Annotated in this window: 15 protein-coding genes and 1 pseudogene; 8 read left to right on the top strand and 8 right to left on the bottom strand. The window is 35.7% G+C overall.

From position 1 onward, the window contains the following. Positions 1-2: 2 nt before the first annotated feature. Both Bccel_RS02340 and Bccel_RS02335 read right to left on the bottom strand, forming a co-directional pair. On the bottom strand, positions 3-1,121 hold the full coding sequence (locus Bccel_RS02340) for a DUF4367 domain-containing protein (RefSeq protein ID WP_036946532.1): 1,119 nt from the start codon (positions 1,119-1,121) through the stop codon (positions 3-5). Then, positions 1,118-1,648: a sigma-70 family RNA polymerase sigma factor gene (locus tag Bccel_RS02335; protein WP_242853233.1), complete on the bottom strand. Its 531-nt coding sequence runs from the start codon at positions 1,646-1,648 to the stop codon at positions 1,118-1,120. The genes Bccel_RS02340 and Bccel_RS02335 overlap by 4 nt, the downstream gene beginning before the upstream one ends. 303 nt (positions 1,649-1,951) lie before the next feature. On the opposite strand from Bccel_RS02335, the gene Bccel_RS02330 reads away from it, so the two are divergent. The 3 genes from Bccel_RS02330 (at position 1,952) to Bccel_RS02325 (ending at position 4,098) form a co-directional block, all read left to right on the top strand. Then, the gene (locus Bccel_RS02330; protein ID WP_242856986.1) at positions 1,952-2,980 is read left to right on the top strand and encodes a glycoside hydrolase family 53 protein; all 1,029 of its coding nucleotides are present in this window, start codon (positions 1,952-1,954) and stop codon (positions 2,978-2,980) included. Further along, the gene (locus Bccel_RS31175; RefSeq protein WP_242856985.1) at positions 2,965-3,516 is read left to right on the top strand and encodes a dockerin type I domain-containing protein; all 552 of its coding nucleotides are present in this window, start codon (positions 2,965-2,967) and stop codon (positions 3,514-3,516) included. Before Bccel_RS02330 ends, Bccel_RS31175 begins: the two co-directional genes overlap by 16 nt. Before the next feature lie 147 nt (positions 3,517-3,663). After that, entirely contained in the window at positions 3,664-4,098 is a 435-nt protein-coding gene (locus tag Bccel_RS02325; protein ID WP_152965897.1) for a hypothetical protein, read from the top strand. Positions 4,099-4,201: 103 nt separating this feature from the next. Here the strand turns inward: Bccel_RS02325 and Bccel_RS02320 are convergent, their stop codons facing one another. Beyond that, the gene (locus Bccel_RS02320) at positions 4,202-6,397 is read right to left on the bottom strand and encodes a sensor histidine kinase (protein ID WP_036946526.1); all 2,196 of its coding nucleotides are present in this window, start codon (positions 6,395-6,397) and stop codon (positions 4,202-4,204) included. Continuing rightward, positions 6,369-7,058 (bottom strand): response regulator transcription factor, encoded by a 690-nt coding sequence (locus tag Bccel_RS02315; RefSeq protein ID WP_036946521.1) that lies wholly within the window; start codon positions 7,056-7,058, stop codon positions 6,369-6,371. The genes Bccel_RS02320 and Bccel_RS02315 overlap by 29 nt, the downstream gene beginning before the upstream one ends. Positions 7,059-7,431: 373 nt before the next feature. Between Bccel_RS02315 and Bccel_RS02310 the strand changes: the two genes are divergently transcribed. The 3 genes and pseudogenes from Bccel_RS02310 (at position 7,432) to Bccel_RS02305 (ending at position 9,923) form a co-directional block, all read left to right on the top strand. After that, positions 7,432-8,232 (top strand): PEP/pyruvate-binding domain-containing protein, encoded by an 801-nt coding sequence (locus Bccel_RS02310; RefSeq protein WP_050753009.1) that lies wholly within the window; start codon positions 7,432-7,434, stop codon positions 8,230-8,232. After that, a pseudogene (locus Bccel_RS32430) lies at positions 8,199-8,285 on the top strand (hypothetical protein); the annotation flags it as partial. The gene Bccel_RS02310 and the pseudogene Bccel_RS32430, both read left to right, overlap by 34 nt. A gap of 75 nt (positions 8,286-8,360) precedes the next feature. Further along, a complete protein-coding gene (locus Bccel_RS02305; RefSeq protein WP_152965896.1) occupies positions 8,361-9,923 on the top strand; it encodes a PEP-utilizing enzyme in 1,563 nt (520 codons plus the stop codon). Between the two features lie 206 nt (positions 9,924-10,129). On the opposite strand, the gene Bccel_RS02300 is transcribed toward Bccel_RS02305, so the two are convergent. Next, positions 10,130-12,664: a carbohydrate binding domain-containing protein gene (locus tag Bccel_RS02300; RefSeq protein ID WP_036946515.1), complete on the bottom strand. Its 2,535-nt coding sequence runs from the start codon at positions 12,662-12,664 to the stop codon at positions 10,130-10,132. 337 nt (positions 12,665-13,001) lie between these two features. Between Bccel_RS02300 and Bccel_RS02295 the strand changes: the two genes are divergently transcribed. Continuing rightward, positions 13,002-13,832, top strand: a complete 831-nt coding sequence (locus Bccel_RS02295) for a DUF2971 domain-containing protein (RefSeq protein WP_036946512.1) — start codon at positions 13,002-13,004, stop codon at positions 13,830-13,832. Positions 13,833-13,918: 86 nt separating this feature from the next. After that, positions 13,919-15,013 (top strand): redox-regulated ATPase YchF, encoded by a 1,095-nt coding sequence (gene ychF, locus Bccel_RS02290; protein ID WP_036946509.1) that lies wholly within the window; start codon positions 13,919-13,921, stop codon positions 15,011-15,013. Between the two features lie 70 nt (positions 15,014-15,083). On the opposite strand, the gene Bccel_RS02285 is transcribed toward ychF, so the two are convergent. From Bccel_RS02285 to Bccel_RS02275, 3 genes are all read right to left on the bottom strand, one after another. Next, on the bottom strand, positions 15,084-15,548 hold the full coding sequence (locus Bccel_RS02285) for a chemotaxis protein CheW (RefSeq protein WP_036946507.1): 465 nt from the start codon (positions 15,546-15,548) through the stop codon (positions 15,084-15,086). A gap of 39 nt (positions 15,549-15,587) precedes the next feature. Further along, the gene (locus Bccel_RS02280) at positions 15,588-16,457 is read right to left on the bottom strand and encodes a cellulose binding domain-containing protein (protein ID WP_050753007.1); all 870 of its coding nucleotides are present in this window, start codon (positions 16,455-16,457) and stop codon (positions 15,588-15,590) included. Between the two features lie 355 nt (positions 16,458-16,812). Continuing rightward, the gene (locus tag Bccel_RS02275; RefSeq protein WP_050753006.1) at positions 16,813-19,983 is read right to left on the bottom strand and encodes a glycoside hydrolase family 9 protein; all 3,171 of its coding nucleotides are present in this window, start codon (positions 19,981-19,983) and stop codon (positions 16,813-16,815) included. Between the last annotated feature and the right edge of the window lie 130 nt (positions 19,984-20,113).

Genomic DNA, 20,113 nt, shown 5'->3' with positions numbered 1-20,113 from the left:
TATTACCTCACAGAGTTAGCAATTTTTATTAATTCATCCTTGCTCACCGTACCGCCAATAGAATACAACACTTCATTATTATACCACACAATATTATTGTATTGGGAACCTGAGTTTATAATATATCCCTTTGCCCCATTAACACTTACTTCCTGGGATTTGGAGTCAACAACAGGGATATATAGTGTATCCTTCCAATCCTTAGCATTGCTTAACTGCTTCTTTATGTTTTCAGGCAAAAGCGGCATGGATAATAATGAATTGTATATATCATCCGGATTAACCCCTTCAGGTGCATTGATTTCCGGGCTCTTTGTCTGTATCATCTGAAGATAGCCGTTTGTGCTGTCATTATAATTTATATTAATTACCCTTGGGAAATTAACCTGAAATGTTTTCCCGTCCAGGCTTTCAGGCAATAGTGTTTGGGTACCGAAGGATTTTAAGAATTTGTTTATGCTTGGAACATTTAATGTAAATTCCATTGTAAAAGGATTTACCGTAGAAATTTGAGGATTATTAGCTATTGATTCGGCTGGAAAAGCAACTTCAAAATCCTTTAATGCTTTGGCTTCCTCAATGCTTAAAGTTTTGTTTTCAACGCTGCCTGTAGTCTTTATTTTACCCATATTCTTAAGATCTATCTCAGCATCGGTTTTTGTAAGCTGAGCCTTGATTTTGTCAATATCATCTAGGGTAATATTAATACTTTTTACATCATTTGCTCTAAATATAAGTAGTGTGTTTGATATTGCAGCTCTAACGGGCTGGAAAGCCAGGCATGTAGTCATTATTACTGCAGCACATGCAACAGCAGCGATTCTTTTATTTTTTAACATAATTTTATACACTCCTTTTTCAATTTTTGTTTGGTTGTTTTTATCTTTCTTTTTGTTATTTGCAGGCCGAATAATTTCATCTGCATCATTCACCCTGTCATACATATTATCTCTATATTCCTTAATTTTCATATATGCAAAATCATCATTTGATTTTATAATGCTCAATGCATCTCTGCATCTGTCGCATTTAACAATATGCTCCTCAAGCTGCTTTTTTTCATCGATTTCCAGCTCTCCGTCTATATATGCCTGTAAGAATCCATTATCCTGACATTTCATATTAATGTACCTCCCTTTACGTACTTTTCCTTAAACTTTGCCTGTGCACGGGCAAGTATAGTTCCAACTGAAGACTTTTCCACTTTTATTACTTCAGCAATTTCATCATATTTGTAGCCTGAAAACTTCATAAGTAAGCAAATCCGGTCTCTTTCCGGCATTGAATCAAGTATTTTCTTGGTCTGCCTTATATCATAATTCATGATAGCGGCATCCTCGATAGATATTACCTTATCCGATTCACCTTCATATATGACTGGTTCCTTGCTTCTTCTCGAGTTTTCATTCCTTATATGGTTGTAAGCAAGGTTATTTGCAACCATTGACAACCAGGCTATAATATTTGAATGCTGCGGAGGTGCATTATAGAGCTTTATAAAAGCTTCCTGTGTCAAATCCTCAGCGGTTTGAATACTTCCGGTAATATAAGCTGTATGGCGAAGTATTACGCGATAATATTTTTCATAAATTAGTCTGAAATCATCAGAAACATTTTTAAATCTGTTAATCTGACCTTCCATTGACATGCTTATGACAATCCACTCCTATCACTTTAGTGTACACTATGTTAACATTGTAAGTTAATCTTAAGCAGGTTAATAACGTTATCTATAATGTTAACACTTAACCTTATAATTTTGTGACAAAAATTTTTCATTTGATATAATACTTATATATTAATATATTTTACAATAATTATTGTACAAACAAAAATTATTATAAAACTTTTTTCTAATATACCCATAAAATCGCAGTTTCTTTTCGCATTAGTAATGGCTAAGAAATAATATCCGATTCTCAATTACAAAATAGGAGGGAGTAATTTCTAAATGAAAAATTATATTTTTAAAATTCCGGCAATCTTATCACTGGTATTTATTTCTGTTATTCTTATCAACATGTTATCATTCATAGAAGCCCATGCCGCTGCTTTTTCATGCGGAGCCGATGTTAGTTGGTTGCCTCAGATGGAAGCTAAAGGATACAAGTTTTATGACGATAACGGAGTACAAAAAGATTGCCTTCAAATTTTAAAGGAACATGGGATAAATTCAATAAGACTGAGAGTATGGGTAAATCCGTCAAATGATCCATACAGCGGCCACTGTAGCAAAGCTGAAACTGTTGCCCTTGCGAAGCGCTGTGCCAACATGGGGTTTAGAATAATGATTGATTTTCATTACAGCGATTCCTGGGCAGACCCAGGAAAACAGTATAAGCCTGAAGCCTGGAAAAACCACACAATCACGCAGTTACAGACTGATGTTTATGATCACACCTTAGACGTATTAAATGCATTAAAAAACAATGGAGTAACACCTGAATGGGTTCAGGTTGGAAATGAGACCAACAATGGTATGCTTTGGGATGACGGAAAAGCATCAGTAAGCATGAAAAATTTTGCCCAGCTTGTTACCCGGGGTTATGATGCTGTAAAGGCTGTTTTTCCTGAGGCAAAGGTGATAGTACATATATCAAATGGATATGATAACAGTTTATTCAAGTGGATTTTCGACGGCCTTAAGAACAATGGCGGCAAATACGACATAATAGGTATGTCTCTTTATCCCAATCAGGATAACTTTACCACCTTAAGTAACCAGTGCCTCACCAACATGAATGATATGGTTTCCAGGTATGGAAAGGAAGTAATGATATGCGAAGTTGGTATGGATAATACTGCTGCAAGCAGCTCAAAGAGCTTGATTTCAGACCTCATAAAAAAAGTCAGATCAGTCTCAAATGGAAAAGGTCTTGGGGTATTTTATTGGGAACCCAGTGTTATAACTGGGCCGGATATGGCAAAGGTGCATGGAACCTTAACGGAAGGCCGACAATTGCCATGGATGCCTTTTTAGAGGCTAATGTGGGACTGCCCTCATCTACACCTACATTAAAGCCAACCATAACATCATCCCCTACCGTAACACCAAGCCCGACCAGTACGCCTTCAGCATCACTAAGGTCAATAAATGGATATGTAAAGGGTGAAGGTTTTAAGGCAGAAATTGAAGGAACTAATTATTCGGCATCATCTGACTTTAAAGGATTATTTGAGATTAATGGAATCACACCATCTTTAACAGAATTTACATTAAAAATTTCAAAGCCCGGATTTCTAACCAGGAACATAAATGTTAAAATTCCATCAGATCGCTTAAGCTTATCTATTTCCGGTCCAAACAGTCCCATAGGATTAATGGAAGGCGATATGAATAACAATCAGGTAATAAATATGGAAGACGTGATTATAATAGCCAAAGTATTTAGCTTAACATCTTCACATACATTGTATAATGCTGCTGCGGACTTTAATAACGATGGAATAATCAATATGTCCGATATTATAATGCTTGCTAAGAACTTTGGTAAAACGTATTTAGATTATCAATAATAAAACAACATAAACCACCTGCAAATCCCATATGTGTAATAATACATAATGTTATTTAAATATGCAAATATGCCGATATATATTACAAGAACAATCAATACTTGGATTTATGGACAAACTATAAAAGGAAAGATTCAGGTGAGTTTTATGGATATGATGGATTTAACCAAAATCGCAAAAAACAGTTCTTATGAGATATCAGTAAATGTATCAAGTAATATACTTATCATTACTTTTTTAGGTTTATGGGATAAGACATCGCAATTAGAATATTATCTGGAAGACATCATGATTGCCATAGATAAATTAACCCCTGGCTTCAATGCTATTGTAGATTTAACCCTCTATAAAGGCAGCACTTCTGAGTTCATTCACTTGCATGTAGAGGCACAAACCCTCGCTTTAACAGCTGGATTGAATAAGACTGCAGTTATATTAAGGGATAACCCAATGTTAAAAGTTACCATTGAATTTATTTTTAAACAATCCGGTGCACAAGCTACCTACTTTAATAGCTTTCAGACAGCCGAACACTGGTTATCACTATTATGTAGCCCCCAATCTTTAAATAGTAAAATATAAGATTTTATTCATAAAATACCCCATTAAGCTAAAATAAATAGCTTAATGGGATATTTTTACGTTTTTTTGCTTCTTGGCAAAACCATGATATACCGATAGATTATCATTTCACTGGCAGCTTTACAGTAGCTTTAAATAGATCTCCATCTATATCTATTGTAAGTTTTCCTCCTTGGAGTTCTGTGAGGCTCCTGGCAATTGCAAGCCCCAATCCCGAGCCTTCGCTGTTTCTTGACTCATCTCCTCGCTTAAACCTCTCCATCAGCTCTTCGGCAGGAATATTAAGCGGGAATGCAGATATGTTTTTAATAACAATTCCAGAAAAACCATCCTCTTTAAATACCGATACATACACCCTTGAAGAAGGCATTGCATATTTGAATACATTTGTCAGAAGGTTATCTACAACACGCCATAGAAGCTTTCCATCTGCCTTTATCATTATCTTTTCACCAGGGAAGCTTGTTATAAAGTCAAGCCCTGATGCCTCCACCTTATCGCCTAATTCTCCAAAGCCTTGCTTAATAAGGGATACAAGATCCAATTGTTCCATGTTGACAGTTATATTACCGCTTGAAGCTTTCGCAGCTTCAAACAAGTCCTCTGTCAGGTTTTTTAGCCTTAGAGACTTTATGTCCAGTATTTCAAGATATTTAGGTGCATTTTCAGAATCCAGGCCTTCCTTTTTAAGTAAGTCTACATATGTTATTATTGATGTGAGCGGTGTTTTCAAATCATGTGAAACATTTGTTATAAGCTCCGCCTTCATTCTTTCCGCCTTTAATTCATTTTCAACTGATGCACCAAGGCCTTGTGCAATATTGTTTATGTCATCTGAAAGCTCTGTCATTACCAGATTAGGACCTTCCGGAATCCTCCACGCAAGCTGGCCGCCCTTTATTTTCTTCACTCCTTCTGCAATTACCTTGAAGTATGAAATCCTCTTTATTATATACATGAGCATCAGAAGGTTTACACCACCATAGATCAAAAGTGCAAAAAGCACTGCAGCACCACGGGACCATCTTAAACTATAATAAAACATATAAAGTGCTACTGCTGTTACAAAATTATAAGCAATAAAAAATGCTGTTATATAAAATGCAGTTTGTCCCGAAAGTGCAAGCTTACCGTATTGATCGGCAGACCCCTTTATAAAGCGTTTGATATAGCGTAGAACAGCATATACCAGTGTATTTTTTAGTACTGTTCTTCTCTTTAGATGTTTTATGAATATCGAAGAGTACAAAAGGCTTAACACGACTCCAGCTATAACAGCAGGTGATGCCACAAGCATAAATGTCATTGTGTCAGTGACCATAATTCTGCTTGGAACAAAACCGACAAATATAATCAATCCTATAACCGGTAAAAGTAAAATAAAAGCACCTACATCCAGATATAGTCCATCCACAAAAGTTAAATGAATATCTATAGAATTCTTCCTTCGGCCTGCCGAAATTAAAAACAATATATATCCAAGGATAGAAACTATCATGCCCAAAATAGCAATATAAAGACATTCCAGACCATGATTCCTGTTAGATTCATATATTTTCTTACCTTCTGCATAATCCGATTCCGATACACCTACGTAAATAGTAATTCCAGCAAGCGAGTTGTCACTTCTACCATAAAATTGACCATCATATCCATAATAGGAGCCATTCTGAGACTTGATATGGTAAGGAAGACTTTTGAAGAAATTTTCTAAATCATTTTTATTTACAGTATTGTCAGCTATTTTTCCATCAATAGCAGATATTATGCTGAAATACAGTTTACTAGCCGATAAATTTAAGATTATATCGTTATATCTGGATAAATCCTCATTTATTATATCGTTATTAATCTGAGCTATTTTTTTATCATAATTCTCATTTTCCTTTGATATCAGGTCATCCCGCTCTTTGATCAACCGAGTTTGATCACTGTCATTATTTGCTTTTGCCTGTTCAATAAATGAGTCATATTGACTTTTAATAACTTCTACAGCATTAAATTTCTCCTGTAAAATATTATTTTTTTGATTCCTCAGTCTGTCTTCAGTAACAGTTTTTCCTGATTTTATATAATCCTCACTTCTAAGTATTGCTAACTCAGCCAAGCTATAATATATTTTGTCTATCTTATTCTTTAATTCGGTGCTTTCATTATAGTCTCTAGGTTCTCTTACAAACCTTATGTCATTGAAACCGGTAATACTGTATAATACTAGAAGCATTCCGGCAATACAAATCACCCCTGTTATAAGCTTAAACCATATTGTACTACTGATATTTCTCAATTTTGTATCCAATTCCCCACACCACCTTTAAATATTTCGGTTCTTTAGGATTTAGCTCTATCTTCTCCCTGATTCTCCTGATATGGACTGCCACCGTGTTTTCAGGATTGAAGGACGGCTCATTCCAAACCTGCTCATATATCTGGTCCATGGAATAAACCCTTCCTGCATTTTCACAAAGGAGCTTTAATATTTTGTATTCAACAGGCGTGAGCTTAACTGCTTCACCATCTACTGTTACCTCTTTGCGGATGTCGTCCACAACAAGGCCACCACTCCTCCACATATCGCTCTTTACTTCCATACTTCCAAGCATTGTATACCTTCTAAGCTGTGACTTTACCCTGGCCATTAGCTCAAGTGCATTAAATGGCTTTGTGACATAATCGTCTGCACCAATGTTAAGTCCAAGAATTTTGTCTGTATCTTCAGATTTGGCAGACAACATGATAACAGGAATATTTTTCTTATCCCTTATTTTCATTGTTGTCCTTATACCATCCATCTTCGGCATCATTATGTCCATTATTATGAGATGAATTTCTGTATTTTCTATTATTGATAGTGCCTCAAGTCCGTTTGATGCCTTAAACACTTCATATCCCTCATGCTTTAAGTAAATTTCTATTGCTTCCACTATTTCCTTTTCATCATCGCAGACTAATATGTTCATGTTTTCCCCTCTCTATTCCAGTTTTCATCCCATCACCCTTTCACTTTTTTACTATATCTAAAGTATAAAACTTAAATCTTACAAAAGGGCGAATGAAATTATTAAGAATTTCTTAAGTAAGATGTGCCTAATGTATAAATCATTAATTAACTGCTTTTTATATTACCATACTGCCATTAAATTTACATCATACGATAAACCTTCATGAAATTAAAATCATATTACTGTTATGTATTTGTAATCCATATATGGAAAATGCATTAAATTCATTATTGACTTTTTAGTTAATCTGTTCCTTAATAATATTAAGGGTGTTTCATAAAATCATAAAGTAAGTGGGTTATCCATCTTTTTTAGAAAGGAATAACAATATATGAAAACTAAATATTATAATTCGTTTGTGATACCTTTAAAGCAAATAACACCTACTCATCACCTAGCTGCAGGAGGAAAAGCAAAAAACCTGGCTTTACTTTTAAATAAAGGATTTCCGGTACCTGATGGATTCTGCGTTACAACATATGCCTATGAAGAATTTCTCAACTCAATACCCCTCATAAATGATGCTTTTATAAGGCTTGAAGCTATTCCCCCCGATAATATTGAAGGGATAAAAAGTGAAGCATCCATAATTCGCAGTTTACTTACAGCCTCCTCTATACCTGCTAGTGTAGAAAAGTCAATACTCCTATCGCTAAACACACTTAGTGAGGAAGGTTTCTATGCTGTAAGATCCAGTGCAACAACTGAAGATCTTGACGGTGCATCATTTGCAGGCCAACAGGATACATACCTTAATGTAAATGGAAAGGCTGATATCCTTAAATGTATAAAAAATTGCTGGCTTTCTTTGTTTAATGACCGTGCAGTTTTTTATCGCACCCACAAAAAGATTGACCATAAAAAAGCTTTAATGGCTGTCGTAGTTCAAAAAATGGTGAACGCGGGGCTTGCAGGTGTTATATTCACTGCAAATCCCATATCCGGGAACAGGAATCAAATAGTCATTGAATACACTGAAGGACTAGGCGAGGCTTTGGTTTCAGGCCGTGTAACACCTCAAAGAACAATAGTTTCAAAGAATAATCTGTCTATAATTGAATCAAGTAATAGCAATGAATCACAAAGTACAGTCAAACTATTAAAAAAACTCTCTATTTTAGCAAAAAAATAGAACTGAGCTTTGGCCGCCCTCAAGATATAGAATGGGCATCAATAAATGGGAAGCCATATATCCTACAATCCCGGCCAATTACCACCTTATCTGAAGAAAAGGATCAAACAGTATGGAGCAATGTTAATGTGGGAGAGATAATGCCATATGTGGTTACACCTCTTACCTATACCTACTTCCAACATATGACTAAAACTCTTTTCAAACCCTTTTTAAGAATTTTAGGTATAAACCTTGATAAAGGATTGATTTTTGGAATGGTTGCAGGCAGGATATATGTTAACGTTTCTCTATTCGGCAAGATGGTTCAGAACATGCCTGGTCCGGTCAAAATGGATTTATCTGAAGTATTTGGAGGCGTTCCCACAAATGTTTTCGAAGCAGAAGGTAAAGAAAATTTTATTTACCAATTGTTCAAAACACTTGCATTTATAGTCTCATCCCCCTTCTTACTTATGGCATACCTGTTCCTTAGCAGAAAAAGCAATACAGATCGGTTGTTTAATATTATGCGAAACAATTCAGTAAGGTCGATGCAGGCTAACTATCAAAGCCTCAGTATTAATGATCTTGCTGATCGTTTGCATTGGTATACGGTTTGGAAGAAGAATATTTTTACAGCTGGAATAGGCATAAGTTCGGGTATGGGATTTACATCAGGATTTCTAGGAATATGTAAAAAATGGCTAAATGATGATAAAAATAAAACAGGAAACCTACTTCTAACAGGTGTTGGAAATATGGCTTCTGCTGATTCCGGAAGAGAGCTTATTCATTTTGCTTCCTGGATAGAAAAAAATGAAAAGATAAAAAAAATTGTCCTTGAAAGTAGAAGCTTTGAAATATTAAGAAAAGAGCTTTCAGAATCAAATATTGGAAAGGAATTTATTGAAAGATGGAATTTTTTTATGGAGCTTCACGGCCACCACGCACGAGGTGAAGTAGATCTATTTGTTCCAAGATGGTCGGAACAGCCTGATTATATTCTGGATATGCTCAAAGGATATATTGGAAAAGCTGATGATTTTATATCCCAGCAGAATGAGAATAAAAAACTAAGAGATGAGCTTTATAAAGATGTAATGAAAAAATTAAAAAATCCAATTAAACGCATCCTTTTCAACTTTTTCCTCAGTAAAGCCCGAAGCGGACTTTCAACCAGAGAAAATTATAAAAGCGAAGTGGTCCGCTTGTTATCAATTGCACGCAAATCTCTCTACGAAATGGAAAGACGCTTTATCAATGAAGGAACTTTAAGAGAAAAGGATGATATATTTTTTATAACATTGGAAGAATTGGATATGCTGCTTAAAGGTAAAGCTGTCAAAAAGATTGATGAGCTCATTGCATTACGCAGGCAGGAATTTACGGAAAACCAGAGCCTTACACCACCTCCGATAGTAATCGGTAAATATGATGCTAATGCTGCGTTACATTCTTCCTTTCAAAAGGTAGATTCATGCTTAAATGGCATACCTGTTAGCTCAGGTATTGCAAGAGGTGCTGCCAGGGTTATAATGGATTGTCAATGTGAAGATAAGCTGCTGCCCGGTGAAATTCTTGTTGCCCCCTTCACCGATCCAGGTTGGACTCCATATTTCCTAAATGCAGCAGGTATTGTAATGGATATGGGCGGTATGCTAAGTCATGGCAGCATCGTTGCAAGGGAGTATGGAATCCGGCAGTTGTGAATGTGGGCCCTGCTACCAAACACATCAAAAATGGGCAGATGATAGAGATTGACGGTAACAGCGGAATTGTACATATTATTGACAATTAGAACCTTGGCTGTTGACATGAGAAAATGTGGTGCAGAATACACCACATTTTCTAGGTAAAAATATAGGGTAATGTAGTGCTTAGTTATATTTCAATCATGCCTAAATTTGTCTTGAAATTACTTTTCAGTAATTTGAATATCGTCAAAGAAAAGATTATATGGTACTTCACCGGCTAATTTACCGCCAATATGGAAAGCCACCAATTGATCAGCAGAATCATATGTCGGGATAAAATAGCTTGATACTGTAACATTTTGATCTGCTGTTAGTGTATATTCATTAAATGAGTTATTCCATATTTCTCTGAATGGTTCACCAATATCTCCAACTTTTACAAAGACCTTGGCATCTTTTGAAGCTCTCATCTTAAACTTTATGTCGTATATTTTACCAACTTTAAAAGCAGGTAATTTGTGATAAAGAGCCACATCCCATTTATTTTCACCAGCTGCATTAACTTGAACTTTCATCTCTCCGTTTTCTACTGCATAAGTGGCTGCAGCACCGTTAGCTGTATCTAGTATCCACTCTCCATTGGAGCCGTCATTAAAATTGTAATTTATAACTCCTGCAGGAGCTGCTGGAGTTGGGGTAGGAGTAGGAGCACTTGTTGCGATTACCTGTGATATTTTTATATCATCCAGTTCAATATTATTTGGCTCTGCGTTTGCATTCCTTCCGCCAAAGAAGAATGCTAAATGCTCATCAGGACATGTAACACTTGGCACAAAAGTTTGTACAATTGTTAAAGTCTGGTTTGCAGGTAAGTTCATCGGGCTCCAATTATTATTCCACACTTCCCTATATGGTTGAGAAACGTCACCAATCTTGGCATATACCTTTGAATCCTTTGAAGATTTGATCTTAAATTCAACTTTATATGCTGTTCCTGCAATCAATGAAGGTATTTTATGAGTGAGAGCTACATCCCATTGCTCTACGCCGGGTGCCTGAACATTAACCTGCAATGCTCCACCTGCAACCTTGTAACCTGCTTCTCCGCCATTATTTGTATCAATATTCCATCCAGTTATGTCACCATTATCAAAATTACAATTCAAAATATCGGTAGATTGAGTTGGTGTAACAGTTGGTGTCGGAGTTGGTGTAGCAGTCAGTACAGGTGCAACCTCTCTTATTGATATATCATCCAGTATAAAGTCATTTGGTAAAATCAGTGAATTACTTCCTCCAAAATGAAAAGCTATAAGCTCATCAGGGCAAGTAGCATTAGGTACAAACAATTCCGATACTACAAGCAATCTGTTTGCAGATATATTTAGAGCCATCCAATCCTGAGGATGCCATACTTCTCTAAATGGCTCGCCTACATCACCGATTTTGGGATAAACCTTTGCATCATTTGAAGCTTTGATTGCAAATTGCACTTTATATGTTGATCCGGCTTTTAATGATGGTATTTTGTGATAAAGAGCTACATCCCATGGTGACTCACCTGCAGCATCAACATGAAGCTTCATTTCACCCTTCTCTACCTTATAACTTGCTACTGCACCGTTGGTTGCATCAAGAACCCAGTTACCAATAGCATCATCATTAAAATTGTAATACAAAATATCTGAAGGATCTTTTGGAGTAGATGTAGGTGTTGGCGGGTTAGTTGGTGTAGGTGTTGGCGTAGGTACAGTCTTTTGGATTTTCGTAATGCATATATCATCAAAGCTTATTTCACAAAATCTAGATAGGCATAAATCACCGCCCAAATGGAACGCAATCTCTTCCTGATCTGACTGACCTGTTACAACAAAAGTCTGCGAAATTGCCACTGGTGTATTGGCAGTTAGCTTAATAGGGCTCCAATTGTTATTCCAGTATTCCTTGTATGGAGCTAAAGTATCACCTATCTTGGCATAAACGCTTGTATCTTTCCTAGCATTTAACTTAAAGTCAACCTTGTATGTTGCACCAATTTCCAAAGGAGTTATTGCATGCTTTAATGCTATGTCCCATCTGTTAGTTCCTTTTGAAAACACTTGTGCCTTTAACTGTCCGTTTCTTACGTAGGTAAACGCTTTAGCATCACCCACCAAATCCAGCTTCCAGTTCCCTATTTTATTGTCATTAAAGTTATATTTTAATACATCATTTTTAGAAGATAATTTTATTATTTTTATGTCATCAAAGTAAATTTTGCAAGGTGCTATTCCCTTTAATTCTCCGCCGAGATGAAATGCCATTTCTTCTGCATCAGATGAGTTTGTAACTGTAAAAGTCTGAGATATAGACTTCTTATGTCTATTTATTTCTATAGGACTCCAATTGTTGTTCCAGTATTCTCTAAATGGATCATTACAGTCGCCTATCTTTGCATAAATGCTTTCCTGCTTGTCGGAATATACGTAAAACTCGACTTTATAAGTTCCTCCAACTTCTAAAGGTGTTATTGAATGCTTTAAAGCCAAGTCCCATTTATTAACACCCTTACTTTCTACATTTACCATTAATGCTTTGTTCTTAACCTTTACACTGCCTTTAGATTCACCAGAAACATCCAATTGCCAGCCGCTTATCTTGTTGTCGTTGAAATTTGTATCAATGATTACATCTGAAGAAGCTGCTATGGCACAATTAGGAATCAAAGTAGTCATAAAGGCTGCTACTAAAAATAAACTCTTGATCTTTTTAACCATATACGTACCCCCAAGTTAAATTTAATTTATATCAATAGAATATTTTGATCTAGCGTATTAGCCATGGTACCTATGGATAACATCAATGTAGTATTACAATATTCTATAGATATACTGAATGGAATATATACTATACACACATCAGTTAAACATCATTTACATTTCTATTATAGTATAAGAATACATAACATATCCAATCTGACACAATTATCATTTATTCGACTTTATTTTCACTACAATTCCATATAGATCCAATTATTAGTTGATTATTTCCACATTTTTTAGCTATATAATGGTTATTATATTTTATATAATAATAAGCTATATGGGTGTACCTATGAACGAATGTTTTGATAATCACATTAAATCAGTTGACCAATATGTTTACCACTATACTACACTTGAAAAAGGGCTGGAGTGTATACTCAAAGATATGAAATTAAGACTGTCTCCCCTTTCTGAAGTAAATGATCCTAGAGAATACCAAATACTGCATCCCTACTTTCCTGCTTTTGATAATCACACAGTAGTTGAAAACTCCGAGCCTTTAAAAAAGATACATGAAATTCGCGATTATTTTGATAAGTTTCGGAACAATCATAAAGTAATATGTTTTTCCCGGGATTCAGAGAATATATTTAATGTGCCTGACCATTACAAAGGGATATACAGGGGTTTTAACAAACCGACATTATGGTCACATTATGCAGATAATCATAAAGGCCTATGCCTGATATTTGATAAAGATAAGCTTATTGAATCTTTGATAAGTAATTTTGGTTCAAGAGAAAAGTATAAAGTTTATAACGATAACCTAGTAAACTATGTAGCCTTGGAAAACCATATTGAAAAGTTGGGTATAAAGTATGAAGACATTGAAAATCATGGACTCCCAAAAGTTTTAGAAGATTTTACTAACCAGAATATTAAAGATCTATTATTTACAAAAACAATTGACTGGGAAGTTGAGAATGAATTTAGAATAATGGTATGTGATTATTCAAATAAAATGTATTTGTATTTGCCGGTTAGCGACTCATTATTAGCAATAGTAATGGGAGCAAAGTTACCTTCGGTATATTGGGGTTCAATAGGACAATTCGGTATACCTTTTGCACAGCTTGAATGGAAAAACGGTCTTCCCTTTCTCAAAAATGTATTTCCATAAGAATTGGTAATGTTGTATCCGCAGGAAAATTCATGTTATAATACTATGGTGGAACTTACTTATTTAAAATGAAAGGATAGATATAAATGAAATTAGGAATTGTCGGTTTGCCAAATGTGGGTAAAAGCACTTTGTTCAATGCAATTACAAAGGCAGGTGCCGAGTGTGCAAATTATCCCTTTTGTACAATAGAGCCAAATGTAGGAATTGTTCCAGTGCCTGATGAAAGACTGCAAAAACTAGCCGAAATGTATAATCCGGATAAAGTAACCCCTACAACAATAGAATTCGTTGATATTGCAGGTCTCGTCAGGGGTGCCAGCAAAGGTGAAGGTCTTGGTAACAAATTCCTTTCACATATACGCGAAGTAGACGCAATTGTTCATGTAGTTCGCTGTTTTGAAGATGGCAATATTGTCCATGTTGATGGCTCAATCGGACCTAAGAGAGATATCGAAACCATTAACCTTGAATTGATTTTTGCTGATTTGGAAGTTATAGAAAGAAGAATTGATAGAACCAAAAAGATGCTAAAGTCAGGAGACAAAAAATACCTTTTGGAAATTGAGCTTTATGAAAAAATAAAGACAAGCCTCGAAAATGGCATGTCCGTTAGATCTATGAGCTTCACGCCTGAAGAGTTGCAAATGATGGATGATGTATTTCTATTAACATCAAAACCTGTGCTGTACGCAGCAAATGTAGCAGAAGACAGTTTGTCCACCATTGACACCAACCCATTTGTCAATGAGTTGAAGGAATTTGCTCAAAAAGACGGTGCTGAAGTTATTGTTATAAGTGCAAAGGTGGAAGAAGAAATTGCTCAGCTTGAAGACGATGAAAAAGCAGAGTTTTTAAATGAACTCGGCATAGCGGAGTCAGGTTTGGACAAGCTGATAAAAGCTAGTTACAAGCTTCTAGGCCTTATTTCATATTTGACCGCAGGCCAGCCCGAAGTAAGGGCATGGACAATTATTAAGGGCACAAAGGCACCTCAGGCAGCAGGTAAAATACACAGTGACTTTGAAAGAGGATTTATACGTGCAGAAATTGTTGCATACAAAGATCTAATAGAATGCGGTTCTTATGCTGCTGCCCGTGAAAAGGGACTAGTCCGTTCCGAAGGAAAGGAATATATTATGAATGATGGTGATGTTACACTTTTCAGGTTTAATGTATAATTTTCTAGAAATAAAAGAAAAATTCCTTACAGACAGCTGGTAAGGAATTTTTTTATGTATTTTTTACACTTTATACTGTTACCAAGGTGCTGCCATTAATCATTTCCAACTCATTGTCGCTCAAAATAGCGGCAAGATCAAGAATTATTGTTATCTTCTCTTCTTTTATTCCAACACATTTAATGTAGGTATTGTTTATCTTCCTTAATATCTCTGACGGCTCCTCTAAGTCTTTACCTGGAAATTTGGCTATTTCCGAAACTTCATTAACCAAATACCCTATAAATGATTCATTTATTCTAGTAATAATTATTTTTGTTTTCTTAGTTACAGGTGTTTCACCTAATTCAAAACGTCTATTCAAATTGACTATTGGAACAACTTTACCTCTTAAGTTGATTATTCCTTCTATGAATCTGGGCATATTGGGAACTCTGCTAATTTCCTGGAACTTTACAATCTCGTGGACCTGCGAGGAATCCGTTCCACAGGCAATTTCATTTAGGCTAAATAGTACAACTTGCATTTCATTCATTTATTTTTCCTCCCAATACACTGTATTTTACTATATTTTTCATTCATGATCAGGTTCACTGCCCCAATTTAAAGTCCCATTTAAATATCCGGTAATATTGCTGTTTATAGTATACTCTTCTGCATATCTATTAGCTGACCAATCATTATCCATTTTATATTTTACACTTCCACTGTTATGAATTATAATCTTAATCTCTGTATAATAGCCTGATTCAATAACAGTTGATTTATCATTGAACATTATTTCAACATAAGTATCGGCATTTTCCGACTTAACATTAGTATTTTCAAATTTACCGATGACCTTATCCTCTCCAACGCTGGAATAATCACATTTAAATGTTTGATTTGCATTACCCTCACTTGTATAATAATATCTTAATTTTATATCAGATAATTTAATAGGCACCTTGGTAGTGTTAAAAACTACTACATTGGCTATAATATCATTTTTACTATACTCATTAAATGAATGTATCAGCATGTCGCTCTTAACAACACTTATTTGATAATCGCCCGTATCATCCTTTGTATAACTATAAACACATACATAATAGGTTCTATTTGCTTCAAGATTTGAAACTATACAGAAGTTGGATGTTCCTGAATCCCCCTCATCATTCATTTTAATCTCTTTAAAATTTTGGTCATAAAGAACACCAACAGTATCAATTTCACCTGTAGACCTTATAATATAGCTTCCGGCGGCCTTTGTTACAAATGCATAATAATCTTTTTCAGCGGTTTTACTTAATTGAGCACTTATACTTTCTCCAATTTTTATTGTTTTGGCTGTCTTAAAAACGCTATTTGAATCATCTGCATATGCATCAATTGTTGTGCAGGAAATGAAAACTAAAAATACCAATAAAAATATACCCATACTTTTTAAATCTCTTGTAAACATTCACAATTCCTCCTCACGACAAAATAGCTTGCCAAAATCTAATTATAGGCAGCAATAGCTGGAATGATTTTTAAGCATTATGAAATAACAATGATTAAATCTTATGTTAACAAAAAGCAATTCAATAATGTGATTAATATAGATTCTTAATCCAGACTTTAATGAAATTAAGAAGTGAGAGATACACTGATTTTTGATTTGAAAAGCATTCCTACATATATATTATACTATAGTTAATTAAATATTTCAAGCCATTGAATTATAGCAGATCGTTTACCGTAATTTAACAGATTAATAGGTATAAAAAATAGCCTGCAGCCTTATGCTGCAAGCTATTTTTTTCCTTAACCCACTATTACACGGGATAATCGCTTGAAACCTTGTTAAAATATTTTGCAATAATTATAACATCCTTAAGGTTTATAGCATTATCCAGATTTATATCCAATGCTTCTTTGTATTTGGTGTCTTGAGGTGTTGAATTGAACACCTTTGAAATTTCTATTATATCGCTGATATTTATAGCATTGTCCTGTATACCGTTTTTAGCCATATCACCTGGCCACATTGCTAAAGGCGATTCTTCCGATCCTATTTCTACATCAGCTTCCAAAGAAGTAATGATATTCTGTCTTGCAAGATAATTCAGCTTACTGATTCCTAATGTATACCCATCATCATTTGCTTCTACACCGGTTATTTCAAAATACCCGTTACTGCCTGTAACCGCATATTTGTGAGAATCCAGTATTTCCACCTTAAAACCTGCTTTTAGTTTATCTGATGCATCAACGGAATAATCAAACCCCGGATTGATGTAGCCGGATATCTTATAACCAGGAGGTGCTGAAGGTTTAATCTTAACAGGCTCAGTACCATACTTCAAAGCACCGTTGACATAACCGGATATTTTTGTATTATCTCCTAATCCGGTTGCCATATCATCATTATATGAATAATCGTTTGTCTGAGTAAAGGAACTGCCTGTTTCTATCCTGAAAGGAATAATGTTGGTTGTTCCTCCTGGAGCAAGAATACCAGCTTCTTTTGAAAATGATATTTCACAGTATGTATCTGCATTGCTTACAGGATTATCAATCTTGTTGAGAGTACCTTTTACATTTCCTTCTCCGATCTGTGCCCATTCACAAACGAATGTCCCCTGTGCATTGTCTGATGTCATCCAGTAACGTACCTTTATATCTGATAAGTTTATTGGTGATTTACCTGTGTTATCAATTTTTATAGATGCTCTTATGGTTGTAGCAATGTCCTTTGCCTCACTGCATTTGTAAGATATTTTTATGTTTGCATCATTTGCAGGAGTTGCATTTGGATTTTTTGTTGGTGTTGGAGTTGGCTTGAGTTTAGGAGGCTCTTCTCCATATACCAATTTACCATCAAGATAAACCGGAACATATTTGGTTAACTTAAATTCATCTTTTTCTGCTCCCTGCCTGCTCCAGTCATTTGTTGGATCCCAGTAGTTCTGGTAATTTGCATCCTGCTTTTCGATAATAGCAAACTGGTAATCTCTGTCTCCATAAATATCAGATCCTGACCAATCAAATTCATAATAATAAGTACCGGCATCATCCCATTTAACAGGCCCTGATGCTTTTACAGGATTATCCTGCAGTGACATCTGCTCATCATATGAAAGCTCAAATTTTACAGAATCAATTGACTGTCCGCTTTGGATAAGCTCACTGATATTAAAGAAATACCTTACCATCATACCTTTTTCAAAGTGTGGAGGTTGGCTGGACTCATTGTGCAGCTTTAATGTTACCTGGGTCCTCTCTTTATTTTCCTGCATCAGTTGAATATCACAATAATATGGATCAAATGACGGCTCCTTTGGAGGGAAATTCGGTATGGGCTTCTGTCCCTTACCATATAGCTTATACAAACCGGCAGCCGCTCCTACAAAAGCTGCATTATAATCTACTGCAACCTCATTATACACATAATCTGTAGTCACATCCAAGTGATAATCGTTTTTATCTGGGCCTCCTGCAAGTGCCCCCCATAATATATGTCTGTGTTGAGGAGGATCATCCATATTGAGTGTCTTTGATCCGTGAGCAGCTCTGTGGTGAGGATGCAGTACAAAAGGCAACCCCTTTTCATGCCCGTATCCTACAATATAAGAATACCCCATAGGATTTCTTCCCATGATATAATCCATTTGGCTCTTTGCCCATGCACCAAAATCTGTTCTCTCAGGGTTATATTTTTGGTATACCAGTGCACATAACTGCATAGCAGTATTATAACGGGCTGATCCCCAACCGTTTAACATAGTATATCCGGTAGGTGATGTTTCAATATATGTACCATCTTTAGGATCCTCGTGCTTTATCACACCGCCTGACATATACTCAGTATTCCATCTTGCAAAGTAATCAAATCTTTCATGTTCAGGGAACAAATACGCAAGTTTCACGAAAGCTCCGCCCCAAACAGCATCCCAGCTGTGAGTCCATATATTTTGCCATGTGTTGTTATTGTTATCACGTACTATCTTTTTCAAGTATCCTGTATAAAGTCCGTCAGCTGTTGCAGATTCAATATCATTAATGTAGCTCATGTCATTTGTACATTCATAAAGCCATGCAGCTGCCCATGTAAGTTCATCATCATCATAAGCAGAACCGTAATATCCACCGCTATCTGCCATACCTCTGTATGTTTTTGCAAACTTATACATAGCTTTTGCATATTTTAAACACTTTTCAGCATACTCAGGTTCAGTATCCTTAAAATTCATATATGAAGTTGCCAGTGCCGCTGCCGTTCCTGCACATACATCACTGCCGGGTTTTTCAGCAGTAGCAAATCTTGCCGGTCTTGTAGCAATAAGATTCTTTGGATATAGTTCAGGCGGTCCCCAATATGTATGGTCCTGATCACCATCGCCTACCTGGAAGCAAAAAGCAATCATATTGCCGTCTTTATCAAGGAATGACGCTCTTAGAAACGTGTCTGTAAATAGTTTAATTAAATCAATTATGTGCTCTTCTTCTCCGAGTTCCTTGTAGACATCCTTGAATTCATAATAACTCCATCCAATTGTAGAAGCTGCATACGCTTGGGGAAGTCCAAACCTTACATGGTCGCCTGCATCATGGTAACCACCATGCACATCAATAAAGCCGTCGCCATCCGGATCAATGATACTGCCGTACTTTTCCAAAAAGCTCTTGCTGAGAGTGGTATTTTTGAGAGGAATCATTTGATCTTCCAAATGGCAGTCACCTCTCCATTCAATCTTTCCTCCTGTAATACCAGGCCCACATTTTTCTGCATCATAGAAATAAAGCGATTTTTGTGTTGCTTCTGCATAATTGAAATAGTCCCATTTTTCCCATCCAACAGCCGATGGCAAAGGTACCGGTGATGCACCAGCTGCTGATGCTGCCAACCCGCTTAAAGCCTGTCCAAAAACAAGGCAAGCAGATAAAGCCCACAGAACTACTCGGTTTTTACTTAGCATAACCTTTCGTCCAATTTCTTTTCTCATAAGTTATAACCCCCTACTCTAAATAATCTATATTAAAAGCATAAAATAACTGCTCTTAATTTCTCTCTCTATATATATCATAATATAAAATTCGTACATTTCATATAATTTCAGTGTACAAAAATAAAAA

Source organism: Pseudobacteroides cellulosolvens ATCC 35603 = DSM 2933 (assembly GCF_001262605.1).
GTDB lineage: Bacteria > Bacillota > Clostridia > Acetivibrionales > DSM-2933 > Pseudobacteroides > Pseudobacteroides cellulosolvens.
Note: the sequence above shows the minus strand (reverse complement) of the source record. Positions and strands in the feature narration are given on the sequence as shown.